Source organism: Streptomyces capoamus (assembly GCF_014654935.1).
Classification (GTDB): Bacteria; Actinomycetota; Actinomycetes; order Streptomycetales; family Streptomycetaceae; genus Streptomyces; species Streptomyces capoamus.
The window spans coordinates 71,024-83,414 of record NZ_BNBF01000012.1 but is presented as its reverse complement, the minus strand read 5'-3'; the positions used below and the strand labels follow the sequence as shown (position 1 = coordinate 83,414).

Below are 12,391 nucleotides of genomic sequence, written 5' to 3'. Positions count from 1 at the left end.
GGGGTTGATGTGCTCGGTGCCGACCACCTTGCCGCCGAGCTTCTTGAACTCGGTGGTGAAGGTCGCGGCGAGGCCGGAGCCGTAGGTCTTCTTGTCGTCGATGACGAAGACCTTCTTCTTCTTGGCTGTGTTGAAGACGTACTGGGCGGCGAAGGGGCCCTGGATGGCGTCCGTGGTGGCGGTGCGGAAGTACGCCTTGTACGGGCGGACCTTCTTGTTCTGCCAGTCCTGGCCCTGGGTCAGGGCCGGGCCGGTGTTGGCCGGGGAGACCTGGACCAGCTTGGCGTCGTCGAAGACCTTCTGCATCGACTCGGCGACCGAGGAGTTGAGCGGGCCGACGACGCCGAGGACGCTCTTGTCCGAGACGAAGGTGGAGGCGTTCTGCTGGCCGGCGGACGGCTGGGCCTGGTCGTCGCGGGCGTCGATCTTGAAGGTGACGCCCTTGACCAGGTTCTGCTTGTTGGCGTTCTTGGTGGCGAGGTCCGCCGAGTTCTTGATGCCGAGGCCCATGGCGGACAGGTCGCCGGTCAGGGGAGCGTCGACACCGATGACGACGGTGGTGCCGCCGTTGCCGGAGTCGGAACCCTTGTCGCCGCTGTCGCGCGAGCCGCAGGCGGTGAGGGTGAGCGCTCCCGCCGCCAGCGCGGCGGTGATGGCGATAAGCGAACGTTGACGCACGATCAGTCCTTTCCCCAGGCACAACCGCATCCCCGTGGAAGCGGTCGAGTCGCGCGCCGCGCTGATTTTGGAGAATCCGAAGGCGCGGTGACTGGCCGTGACTCTAAGCGTGTGTGGGGAACGTGGAGGAGTGTCTGACGGAGGCTGTGACGCTCTTGTTATGACACGACGTAATGCAGAGCGGTACCGGGTGGGGTGGATGGTGGAATTCAGGTGGATTCGCGGCGTCCACATTTTGAGAACCCGCAGGACCCGCCGTGATCGATTCAGGCGTCTCGGCCGTTTTGGTGATTACCGCGATCTGTTGCTGCAGGCTACTTCCAGGGCGTGGGAGAGGTCCCGCGCGTAGCGCGTCCCCGGGATGAAGCTCTGTGTCTGTATTGCGCGCGTATTACGCAGAGTTACGTCCAGAAAAGGGAGTTCGGCGTCCCTGGGGGCTTTTCCGCAATCCGTCACGTGCAGGGTGACGGTGATCGTCCGGGCCGAACCGGCCCGGGTCCGGAACGGCGCGGCGGGCTCCGTGCTCAGGGCGAGCCCCGCGTACGGCTGGTCCATCCGGGTCACCGTGACGGGCGGACCCGACGCCACGCTCAGCAGGACGGCGAAGCTGAAGCTGCGGGGCGGGGAGTCCGCGGGAGGGGTGCGGGCGTCGAGGTAGGTCACGTCCGTCACCTGCGCGGGGTAGGGCGCCTGCGCGTGCCTGCGTTCCGGGTGCGGGGGCGGGTGCGGCTGCCGGGGACGCGTGGCGTAGAGGTAGCCGCCGCCCGTCAGGAGGACGGCCGCGGCGGCGACGGCGGAGGCGGCCCGCCGGTGGCGGGCGTACCAGGCGGCCGCGGTGCCGCCCGTCCGGCCGGCCGCGCGCACGCCCTGCGACGGGTGGTCGTCCCGCGCGCGCGTGCCCTCGCCGGGCTCCAGCGGGCCGGTGCCGCTCATGTCCACGGACCCGAACTCGGGGTCCCGTGGCGATAGCGCTCGGTGCACCCCGCACGCGCCTGACGGGCGATCAACTCATCGGCAGCCGCGCGTCCGTGACGGTGCCTCAGGGGCCTGGCGGCGTCCACGACGTCCCGCAAAATCTCGTACTGCCCGTTGGACAGGCCCATCGACTGGTAGTCCCCGTAGGAGTCACCGTCTAGGACCTCGCGCGACCAGTGGACGACGAGCCTCGTGCACAGGTCGGCGTCCGAGGCCGACCGCGCGGCGGCGGAGGAACCGGAGTCGACCGGGGAGTGCCGAGAGGGCGGGGGGCCGCCCGGTCCCGCGCAGCCCGCCGCGCACAGCATCGCCGGCACCGCCAGCCCGAACACCAGGAACCTCACCCCCGGCCGGGGGCCTCCTCGCCGTCCCATGTGCCGAAGCTACGGGGCGGGGGCGGCGAGGGGCAACGCCGCGGGGCTCAGCTTCCGGCGGGCTGCGCGGGGCCGTCGCCCGGCCGCACGTCCCGCAGCAGACAGGTCAGCCGGGCGGTGCACACCCGGCGTCCCTCCTCGTCGCTGATCACGATCTCGTACGTCGCCGTCGACCGGCCCCGGTGCACCGGCGTGGCCACACCCGTCACCAGGCCCGAGCGGACCCCGCGGTGGTGCGTGCAGTTCAGGTCCACGCCGACCGCGATCTTCGAGGTGCCGCCGTGCAGCATGGAGCCGACCGAGCCCAGGGTCTCGGCGAGCACCGCGGAGGCGCCGCCGTGCAGCAGACCGTACGGCTGGGTGTTGCCCTCCACCGGCATGGTCCCGACGACCTTCTCCGCGGAGGCCTCCAGGATCTGCACCCCCATGCGCGTGCCCAGGTGCCCGGCCGAGAACAGGGCGGGCAGGTCGACACCGAGCGCCGCGTACTCCTCGATGACCTCCTGCGGGAACTTCACTCGCTGCTGCTCGCCCATGGGCCCGGCTCCGTTCGTCGTCCAGCTTGCTGCGCGCTGAGCAAACGCTCAGTCGGTCGCCGATTGTTCCAGACGTCTCCCGGCGTCCCCGGTGTGGTCCTCCAGGCGGACGACGACGGACTTGCTGGCCGGGGTGTTGCTGGTGTCGGCGGTGGCGTCCAGCGGCACCAGCACGTTCGTCTCGGGGTAGTACGCCGCCGCACACCCGCGGGCCGTCGGGTACGTCACCACCCGGAAGCCGGGCGCCCGCCGCTCCACGCCGTCCCGCCACTCGCTCACCAGGTCGACGTACGACCCCTCGGCGACCCCGAGCGCGCGGGCGTCCTCGGGGTGCACCAGCACCACCCGGCGCCCGCCGGTGATGCCCCGGTACCGGTCGTCCAGGCCGTAGATCGTGGTGTTGTACTGGTCGTGCGAGCGCAGGGTCTGCAGCAGCAGCCGGCCCTCGGGCAGCGCCGGGTACTCCACCGGCGCCGCCGTGAAGTTCGCCTTGCCCGTGGCCGTCGGGAAACGGCGCTCGTCGCGCGGGGCGTGCGGCAGCGCGAAACCGCCGGGCCGCGCCACGCGCGCGTCGAAGTCCTCGAAACCGGGGACCACGCGCGCGATGCGGTCACGGATCGCCGCGTAGTCCTTCGCGAACTCCTCCCACGGCACGACACTGCGCTCGCCGAGCACCCGGCGCGCGAGACCGCAGACGATGGCCGGCTCGGACCGCAGCAGCGGACTCGCGGGCTTCAGGCGCCCGCGCGAGGCGTGCACCATGCCCATGGAGTCCTCGACCGTCACGAACTGCTCGCCGCTCGCCTGCACATCGCGCTCCGTCCGGCCCAGGGTGGGCAGGATCAGCGCCCGCGCGCCCGTGACCACGTGCGAGCGGTTCAGCTTGGTCGACACGTGCACCGTCAGCCGTGCGCGACGCATCGCGGCCTCGGTGACCTCGGTGTCGGGCGAGGCGGCGACGAAGTTGCCGCCCATGGCGAAGAACACCTTCGCCTCGCCGTCGCGCAGCGCGCGGATGGCCCGTACGACGTCGAAGCCGTGCTCGCGCGGCGGGGCGAACCCGAACTCCTTCTCCAGGGCGTCCAGGAAGGCCGGGGCCGGCCGCTCGAAGATGCCCATCGTGCGGTCGCCCTGGACGTTGCTGTGCCCGCGCACCGGGCACACGCCCGCGCCCGGACGGCCGATGTTGCCGCGCAGCAGCAGGAAGTTGACCACCTCGCGGATGGTCGGGACGGCGTGCTTGTGCTGGGTGAGGCCCATGGCCCAGCACACGATCGTCCGCTGCGAGGCGAGGACCATGCCGAGGGCCCGCTCGATCTCCGCGCGCGTGAGACCGGTCGCGGCCAGCGTCTCGTCCCAGTCGGCGGTGCGCGCGGCCGCCGCGAACTCCTCGAAGCCGTGCGTGTGGTCGCGGACGAACTCCTCGTCGACCGCGCCGTCCGTCTCCAGGACCAGCCTGTTGAGGAGGCGGAAGAGGGCCTGGTCGCCGCCGATGCGGATCTGCAGGAACAGATCGGTGAGCGAGGCGCCCTTGAGGAGGCCCTGCGGGGTCTGGGGGTTCTTGAAGCGCTCCAGGCCGGCCTCGGGCAGCGGGTTGACGCTGATGACCTTCGCGCCGTTGGCCTTGGCCTTCTCCAGCGCGGAGAGCATCCGCGGATGGTTCGTGCCCGGGTTCTGGCCCGCGACGATGATCAGGTCGGCCTGGTGGAGGTCCTCCAGCAGGACGCTGCCCTTGCCGATGCCGATGGTCTCGTTCAGCGCCGACCCCGACGACTCGTGGCACATGTTCGAGCAGTCCGGCAGGTTGTTCGTGCCCAGCTCGCGCGCGAAGAGCTGGTACAGGAACGCGGCCTCGTTGCTGGTGCGGCCCGAGGTGTAGAAGACCGCCTCGTCGGGGGAGCCGAGGGCGGCGATCTCCTCGGCGACGATGTCGAAGGCCCGCTCCCAGGAGACCGGCTCGTAGTGCGTGCCGCCCTCCGGGAGGTACATGGGGTGCGTGAGCCGGCCCTGCTGGCCCAGCCAGTAGCCGCTGCGGCCGGACAGGTCGGCGACGGAGTGCGCGGCGAAGAACTCGGGCGTGACCCGGCGCAGCGTGGCCTCCTCGGCCACCGCCTTGGCGCCGTTCTCGCAGAACTCCGCCGCGTGCCGGCGGTCCGGCTCCGGCCAGGCGCAGCCCGGGCAGTCGAAGCCGTCCTTCTGGTTCACGCGCAGCAGCGTCAGCGCCGTGCGCCGCACACCCATCTGCCGCTGGGCGACGCGCAGCGTGTGCCCGATGGCCGGCAGGCCCGCCGCCGCGTGCTTCGGCTCCGTGACCTGCGGCGCGTCCTGAACCGGATCACCCTTGGGCGGCTTCGTCGCCATCGCACGGTCCCCTTCGACTGCCTGTGAGAAGTACGCGGACGATCCTCCCACGCCCCACCGACGACGAAGCCGGGCGGTCGCGCACCGCGACCGGGCGGCCGGGGCGCCCCGCACGCCCCGGGCAATCGTCACGGAGGGCGACCGTCACGAAGGGTGACCGGAACGCGTCGGGAACCGCCCGGACCGGAGTGTCAGTGCGGCGTGGCAGGATCGGGGACGTGGCAGAGACAGCACCGAAGCAGACCGACAAGACCTCCGGCGGCACCCGTCCCCGGCTGATGCTCATGGACGGGCACTCGCTGGCCTACCGCGCGTTCTTCGCGCTGCCCGCGGAGAACTTCACGACCGCGACCGGCCAGCCGACGAACGCGATCTACGGCTTCGCGTCGATGCTGGCCAACACACTGCGTGACGAGGCGCCCACGCACTTCGCGGTGGCCTTCGACGTCTCCCGCAAGACCTGGCGCTCCGAGCGGTTCACCGAGTACAAGGCGAACCGCTCCAAGACACCGGACGAGTTCAAGGGGCAGGTGGAGCTGATCGGCGAGCTGCTCGACGCGATGCACGCCCCGCGCTTCGCCGTCGAGGGGTACGAGGCGGACGACGTCATCGCCACCCTCGCCACCCGGGCCGAGGCCGAGGGCTTCGAGGTGCTCATCGTCACCGGTGACCGCGACTCCTTCCAGCTGGTCACCGAGAACATCACCGTGCTCTACCCGACCAAGGGCGTCTCGGAGCTGACCCGGTTCACCCCGGAGAAGGTTTTCGAGAAGTACGGCTTGACGCCCGCCCAGTACCCGGACTTCGCGGCCCTGCGCGGCGACCCGTCCGACAACCTCCCCGGCATCCCCGGCGTCGGCGAGAAGACCGCCGCGAAGTGGATCAACCAGTTCGGCTCCTTCGCCGAGCTGGTCGAGCGGGTCGAGGAGGTCAAGGGCAAGGCGGGGCAGAACCTCCGCGACCACCTGGAGTCCGTCAAGCTCAACCGCGTCCTCACCGAGCTGGAGCGCCAGGTCGAGCTGCCCAGGACGGTCACCGACCTGGAGCGGGCCCCGTACGACCGCAAGGCCGTCGCGATGGTCCTGGACACCCTGGAGATCCGCAACCCGTCCCTGCGCGAGCGCCTCTTCGCCGTCGACCCCGGCACCGAGGAGACCGAGACCGCCCCGGTCACCACCGACGGCGTCGAGATCGACGGTGTGATCCTGCGCACCGGCGAGGTGGCCCCCTGGCTCGCCGGGCACGGCGCCGGCCCCCTGGGCGTCGCCACCGTCGACACCTGGGCACTGGGCACCGGCTCGGTCGCCGAGGTCGCCCTCGCCGCGGCCGGGGGAGCGGCGGCCTGGTTCGACCCGGCCGAGCTGGACGAGGCCGACGAGAACGCGTTCGCGGCCTGGCTGGCCGACGCCGACCGCCCCAAGGTGTTCCACAACGCCAAGGCCGCCATGCGCGTCTTCGCCGAGCACGGCTGGAGCGTCGACGGCGTCACCATGGACACCGCGCTCGCCGCCTACCTGGTCAAGCCCGGCCGCCGCTCCTTCGACCTGGACGCGCTGTCCCTGGAGTACCTGCACCGCGAGCTGACCCCCGCCGCCGCGGCCGACGGCCAGCTGGCCTTCGGTGCGGACGAGGGCGCCGAGGCCGAGGCCCTGATGGTCCAGGCCCGCGCCGTCCTGGACCTCGGCACGGCCTTCGAGGACCGCCTGGAGGAGGTCGGCGCCGCCGAGCTGCTCCGCGACATGGAGCTGCCCACCTCCGCGCTGCTGGCCCGCATGGAGCGCCACGGCATCGCGGCGGACCGGACGCACCTCGAAGCGATGGAGCAGATGTTCGCGGGCGCCGTGCAGCAGGCCGTGAAGGAGGCGCACGCCGCGGCCGGCCACGAGTTCAACCTCGGCTCGCCCAAGCAGCTCCAGGAGGTCCTCTTCGGGGAGCTGGCCCTGCCGAAGACCAAGAAGACCAAGACCGGCTACACCACCGACGCCGACGCGCTGGCCTGGCTCGCCGGCCAGACCGACAACGAACTCCCGGTGATCATGCTCCGTCACCGCGAGCAGGCGAAGCTGCGCGTCACCGTCGAGGGCCTGATCAAGACCATCGCCGGCGACGGCCGTATCCACACCACCTTCAACCAGACGGTGGCCGCCACCGGCCGCCTGTCCTCCACCGACCCCAACCTGCAGAACATCCCCGTCCGCACGGACGAGGGCCGGGCGATCCGCCGGGGCTTCGTGGTCGGCGAGGGCTTCGAGTCCCTGATGACCGCGGACTACAGCCAGATCGAACTGCGCGTGATGGCCCACCTCTCGGAGGACGCCGGCCTGATCCAGGCGTTCACCTCCGGTGAGGACCTGCACACCACCGCCGCCTCCCAGGTGTTCGGCGTCGAGCCCGGCGCGGTCGACGCGGAGATGCGGCGCAAGATCAAGGCGATGTCGTACGGCCTGGCCTATGGCCTGTCCGCGTTCGGCCTCTCCCAGCAGCTGAACATCGAGGCGGCCGAGGCCCGGGCGCTGATGGACGCGTACTTCGAGCGCTTCGGCGGGGTCCGGGACTACCTGCGCCGAGCGGTCGACGAGGCCCGGGCCACGGGGTACACGGCGACGCTCTTCGGCCGCCGCCGCTACCTGCCCGACCTCAACAGCGACAACCGCCAGCGCCGCGAGGCGGCCGAGCGCATGGCCCTGAACGCGCCCATCCAGGGCACGGCGGCGGACATCGTGAAGATCGCCATGCTCAAGGTGGACGGCGCGCTGCGGGCGGCGGACCTGAAGTCCCGCATGCTGCTCCAGGTCCACGACGAAATCGTCCTGGAGGTCGCCCCGGGCGAGCGGGCGGCCGCGGAGGAGATCGTCCGCCGCGAAATGGCGGGCGCCGTACAGCTCAGGGCCCCGCTGGACGTCTCGGTGGGCGTGGGCCCGGACTGGGAATCGGCGGCCCACTGACCACCTACGGCGCCCGCGGAGGGGGTGCGAGCGGGCCGAGCGCCGGAACCCCAAGCGGGGCGCGCCGGGCCGGTCGCACACTCCGGGCGCCGACCGGGCGCGCGGTGCCCTCCGGGGCGCGGCGGGCGAGGCTGGGCGTGCGGTGCGGGCGCCGGCCGGGCGTGCGGGGCCTTCCGGCACCGCGGCGGGCGTCGGCCGAGTGTGCGTTGGCTCCGGGGACGGCGGGCGCCGGCTCGGCGGAGGATGCGGGCAGGAGACGGCGGACGAGGCTGGGGGTGCGGTGCGGGCGCCGGCCGGGCGTGTGGGGCCTTCCGGGGCGCGGCGGGCGTCGGCTGGGTGCGCGTTGGCTCCGGGGACGGCGGGCGCCGGCTCGGCGCAGGGTGCGGGCAGGAGGCGGCGGGCGAGGCTGGGCGTGCGGTGCCTTCCGGGGCGCGGCGGGCGTCGGCCGGGTGTGCGTTGGCTCCGGGGATTGCGGGCGCCGGCTCGGCGCAGGGTGCGGGCAGGAGGCGGCGGGCGAGGCTGGGCGTGCGTTGTCTCCGAGGGGGCGTGGACGTCGGCCGGCGTGCGTACGGGACACGGGACTGCGGGCGCGGCTGCGCGAGGCCGACGCCGCCAGGCCCGCCGGCCGGGTCCGTCCGCTCGCCTCTGCTTCCGTCCACCCGGCCGACTCCTCTCCGCCCCCCCGGCGATCAGCCTCCGCGGCTGTACGAGTGCCGACACCCGCTCAGACCGCTCGCTGCGGCCGTCCGCTCGCCGCTGCCTCCCTCCACCCGGCCGACTCCTCTCCGCCCCACGCCGATCAGCCCCCGCGGCGCATCCGGGCGGTGCCGGACCCACCGCAACCGGCACCCCCGCCCACCGGCGCCCCCTCCAACCGGCACCCTCCCCCCGGCCCCCTCCAAGCCGCACCTTTCCCTCCCCGGCGCCCCTTCCCTCCCGTCACCCCCTCCCACCAGCAAGCCCGCCCCACCCACGCCGGTCGGCCCGCCGAACCCCCGGAGGGCCCGTCACTCTCGTGGCCCCCGTCAAAACGCCCCCCACCCCCCGCAGCCGCAACACTGCGGGCATGGGTATACGCATGCTTCACCGCCGGACGCCCGAGGCACCCACCGGGGCCTGGGCGGACACCGTCTCGGCGCAGGCCGTGCCCGTCGCGCCGGTCCCGGCCCTCGCGGCCGACGCAAGCACCGCCCGCATCCCGGCCGACCTGGCCACCACCGTCCGCCAGGCCACCCGGCGCCTCCGGCGCGGACTCGCCGGCCGTCCGGCCGCCACTCCCGACTGGCGCCAGTGGACCGACCTGGCCCGCGGTTATCTCGCCCTCGTCCTCAGCCTGATCCCGAGATCCCGCCCCCGGCCCACGCTGACGGTGTTCGTCGCGTCCCTCACCGAGCGACCGGCCCCTGCGGGCTCGTACCGACCACCTCACCGGAGGGCCCAGGCTCCCCACGGACCGCGGCCGGACGCCAGACCCTGACCCCGGCGGCGTACAGCAGCAGGCCCAGCAGCACCCCGGCGCCCACGCCGAAGCACAGGGTGGGCACCAGCTCCCACGGCCCAGCGGCCGTACCCCGCTGCTCCCGCCACCGCGCCGTCCGCTGCGCCGCTCCCGCCAGCGCGCAGCCCCCGATCAGCGCGAGCGCGTACCACCGGTCCCGCGCGGACAGCACCGGCACCCGCGCCGGTACCGCGTCCGGCGCCCGCCGCAGCGCGCGGACCAGGAACACCGCGACGACCACGGCGCCCGCCACCGAGGACCCGTACTGCAGCCAGGTGAACAGCGGCATGCCCGCCGGCCGCTCCCGGCCGATGGCCGCGATCAGCCGTGTACCCCACCGGTCGTGGTGGGTGAAGGCGTCCCACACCACATGGGTGAGCGCACCGAGCACCGCGGAGGCGTACCACCGGCCCACCGAGGCGGCCCGTACGCGCGCGCGGGGCGCACCGCAGCGCAGCAGGGCGGCCGGCCTGCCCTGCCAGGCCCGTGGCAGCAGCGCCGTCAACGGTTCCCGCACCAGCAGCCACAGCCCGGCGAGGGCCCAGGCGATGGGCACGTCGACGGTGACCACCCCGGCGAACGCGTGCGTGACCGTGCCGAACTGCATGCCGCCCGGCAGGACACCGGCCGTGTAGTAGGGCATGTCGGGTGCGTAGGAACCGGCGACGAGCACCGCCGGAACCAGCCGCCCCCGACCGCCGCCGTCCCGGCGGATCGCGGGCAGCACGGCCGCGGCGTGGCTGAGCGTGAACGGCAACAGAGCCCCCAGGAGCGTGCGACGGCCCGGACCTCGGCAGCGGTGACCGACTGCGGTGACCGACTGCGGTGACCGGCTGCGGTGATCGTCTGCGCCCAGTATGCGTGAACACCGTCCGGGGCACGCGGGACGACGACAGTTGGCCAACCGGTGAATTCGCGGCGTGAACGGGTGCCCCCTCCAAGCAAGTTGTCGTAGTGTCACCTGCGTCGGCGTGCGGGGCGCACGGCCGTACACACGTCACACAGAGGGAACGGCGGCACAGGGGCAACCAGATCACGGGGTCAACCGTCACACCAGAGCGAGGCAGACAGACGGAGACGGACGCACGGAACGTCCACGGGAGGGGTTCACCTTATGGCGGCGCATTTCGGCAGGCGGCTGCGCAAGGGAGCGGCGACCACCGCCGTGGCCGCGGCAGCGGTCGCGGCTCTCTCCGCGTCCCAGGCTCCGGGCGCGACCGGTGACGACCACGACAGACAGGCGACGGCCGGCGCCACCGCTCCCGTACCGGACGGGCTCGCCGCCGACAACGCCACCGGCAACTCGCCCTACTACACGGACCTGCCGCCCCTGAAGAGTCCCCGGCCCAGCCCCTCGGCGAGCGCCGGCACCCCCGTGTCCCGGGGCGGGACCGAGGCCGGCATCCCGGCCACGGTCCTCGACGCCTACAAGAAGGCCGAGGCCGAACTCAGGTCCGCCAAACCCGGCTGCAACCTGCCCTGGCAACTGCTCGCCGCCATCGGCAAGGTCGAGTCGGGGCACGCCCGGGGCGGCCGGGTCGACGCCGACGGCACCACCGTGGGCCGGATCCTCGGCCCGCAGCTCGACGGCAACGGTTTCGCCCTCATCCCGGACACCGACGACGGCGCGTACGACGGCAACAGCGCATACGACCAGGCCGTGGGGCCCATGCAGTTCATCCCGTCCACCTGGGCCTGGGCCGGGCGCGACGGCAACGGGGACGGCAAGAAGGACCCCAACAACGTCTACGACGCCGCCCTCGCCGCGGGCCACTACCTGTGCCGCAACGACTGGGACATGTCCACGGACGGCGGCCTGCACAGCGCGATCCTCAGCTACAACAACTCGCAGGACTACCTCGCCCTGGTCCTGAACTGGCTGGAGTACTACCGCAAGGGCAGCCACTCCGTCCCCGACGGCACGGGCGGTGTGCCCGAGCACCGCAGCGACGACCGCCCCCACCGCACCACGTTCCCGGGCCCCTCGCACCCGCCCACGACCAAGCCGCACCCCAAGCCCCGCACACCCGGCGGCGGCGACCACGGCCATGGGAACGGCAATGGCAACGGTGACGGCGGTCATGAGACGCCCCCGCCCACGCCCACGCCCACCCCCACGCCCCCCGAGCCGCCCACCCCGCAGCCGCCGACGCCGCCGGCTCCGCCGCAGACCCCCACCGACCTCGTGGACCACCTGCAGGGCGTGGGCACCGGAAAGCTCACCGCGACGGCCGGCGACGCCTTCGCCGACCCGGTCACCGTCCGCGCCGAGACCAAGGTCGGCAAGTCCGTCGCCAAGGTCAGGATCAGGTTCACCATCACCGGAGACACGGACGCCACCTTCGCCGGCGGCGAGACCGTGGCCACGGTCGCCACCGACGCCAAGGGCCTCGCGGCGGCCCCGGCGCTCCAGGCCGGGGAGAAGACCGGCGACTTCAAGGTCACCGCGGCCGTGGTGGGCCGCCCGGTCAAGGGCGTCGACTTCACCGCCACGGTCACCGCGCGTGCCGCCGACACCCTGGCCCGCACCAGCGACACCCCGCTGACCTGCACCGCCGGGGGAGAGTTCGCCGGCCGGGTCCAGGTGAAGGCGACGTACAAGGGCGCCGTCGCGGACAAGGTCGCGGCCACCGCCACGCTGATCAAGTCCGACACGGACGCCACGCAGAACGACAAGGGCCCCTACTTCAAGGACGCCGACGGCAAGCCGGTACGCACCCTCGCGGGTCTCCAGACGGACGCGAAGGGCCTGCTCACCCTCCCCAAGCTGTACGCGGACGACACCACCGGCACCTTCCTGCTCCGCATCACCACGACGGGAGGCGCCACGCTCACCGTCGAACTGGAGGTCGCGGCCGGCACCGCGGCGGGCGCGACGCCGAGCGAGTCCGCCTCCTGACGCACGCCGGCGCACAAGGCGGCGCGCAACAAGGCTGTTCAGCCGGCAGACGCACAGGGCGCCCCTCCGCTCCGGCGGAAGGGGCGCCCTCGTTCGTGCGCGCACCGCTGTTCTCATCTCGTCCG

General features: G+C 73.1%; 7 protein-coding genes. 2 read left to right on the top strand and 5 right to left on the bottom strand.

Annotated elements, in window-relative coordinates:
* The 4 genes from IE312_RS40970 to IE312_RS20030 all read right to left on the bottom strand — a co-directional run.
* A partial coding sequence (locus IE312_RS40970; RefSeq protein ID WP_229900181.1) for a branched-chain amino acid ABC transporter substrate-binding protein occupies positions 1–678 on the bottom strand: 678 nt, incomplete at its 3' end.
* A 291-nt stretch (positions 679–969) separates the two neighbouring features.
* Positions 970–1,611, bottom strand: a complete 642-nt coding sequence (locus IE312_RS20040) for a Tat pathway signal sequence domain protein (protein ID WP_189983709.1) — start codon at positions 1,609–1,611, stop codon at positions 970–972.
* A gap of 463 nt (positions 1,612–2,074) precedes the next feature.
* Positions 2,075–2,563, bottom strand: a complete 489-nt coding sequence (locus IE312_RS20035; RefSeq protein WP_189983707.1) for a hotdog fold thioesterase — start codon at positions 2,561–2,563, stop codon at positions 2,075–2,077.
* A 48-nt stretch (positions 2,564–2,611) separates the two neighbouring features.
* Complete coding sequence (locus IE312_RS20030; RefSeq protein WP_189983705.1) at positions 2,612–4,924, bottom strand: FdhF/YdeP family oxidoreductase; 2,313 nt, start codon at positions 4,922–4,924, stop codon at positions 2,612–2,614.
* Between the two features lie 218 nt (positions 4,925–5,142).
* Here IE312_RS20030 and polA point away from each other — a divergent pair, with 218 nt between their 5' ends.
* Complete coding sequence (gene polA, locus IE312_RS20025) at positions 5,143–7,869, top strand: DNA polymerase I (RefSeq protein ID WP_189983703.1); 2,727 nt, start codon at positions 5,143–5,145, stop codon at positions 7,867–7,869.
* Between the two features lie 1,385 nt (positions 7,870–9,254).
* Here the strand turns inward: polA and IE312_RS20020 are convergent.
* Complete coding sequence (locus tag IE312_RS20020; RefSeq protein ID WP_189983701.1) at positions 9,255–10,124, bottom strand: DUF4184 family protein; 870 nt, start codon at positions 10,122–10,124, stop codon at positions 9,255–9,257.
* Between the two features lie 357 nt (positions 10,125–10,481).
* Here IE312_RS20020 and IE312_RS20015 point away from each other — a divergent pair, with 357 nt between their 5' ends.
* Positions 10,482–12,266 (top strand): lytic transglycosylase domain-containing protein, encoded by a 1,785-nt coding sequence (locus tag IE312_RS20015; protein ID WP_189983699.1) that lies wholly within the window; start codon positions 10,482–10,484, stop codon positions 12,264–12,266.
* Positions 12,267–12,391 lie beyond the last annotated feature (125 nt).